Annotated in this window: 2 protein-coding genes; both read left to right on the top strand. The window is 41.4% G+C overall.

All coding sequences use genetic code 11. The annotated features are described in order from the left end of the window. Positions 1-101, top strand: a 101-nt coding sequence (locus PSH48_RS20795) for a hypothetical protein (protein WP_273612302.1), incomplete at its 5' end; no start/stop codon positions are given. Positions 102-171: 70 nt separating this feature from the next. Beyond that, positions 172-514: aldehyde dehydrogenase family protein (locus tag PSH48_RS20790; RefSeq protein WP_273612301.1), on the top strand; the 343-nt coding region annotated here is incomplete at its 3' end.

The following is a 514-nucleotide window of genomic DNA, read 5'->3' as shown; positions in this document are numbered from 1 at the left end:
CACTTATCCATGCACTTAAAAACCGGGGTCTTAAAAAGGGCGTAGCCTCTTTATGTATTGGTGGCGGTGAAGCCGTTGCCATGGCCGTAGAAGCACTTTAACTAATAATAAAGCCGCAGCAACTATAACAAAAACGCTGCGGTACCCAATTTAATCAATAGGATTTTAATTATGCACCAAGTACCCTTACTCATTAACGGCGAATTTATTCAATCAACTTCAAATGAATTAATTGATGTTGTAAATCCTGCTAATCAAGAAGTGTTAGCGCAAGTACCTTGTGCTACAGACGCTGAAATGGACGCGGCTATTGCCTCTGCCAGCGAAACGTTTAAAACGTGGAAAGACGTACCAATTACAGAACGTGCGCGCATTATGATGAAATACGCGGCGCTGTTAAAAGAAAACCATGACGAACTAGCCACTATTATTTGTCATGAATTAGGTAAAACATTTGAAGATGCAAAAGGCGATGTGTGGCGTGGTATTGAAGTAGTCGAGCAAGCTGCTAATG

The organism is Pseudoalteromonas sp. Angola-4 (assembly GCF_028599265.1).
GTDB lineage: Bacteria > Pseudomonadota > Gammaproteobacteria > Enterobacterales > Alteromonadaceae > Pseudoalteromonas > Pseudoalteromonas atlantica.
The sequence above is the reverse complement of the archived record's forward strand: the minus strand, read 5'-3'. Positions and strand labels throughout refer to the sequence as shown.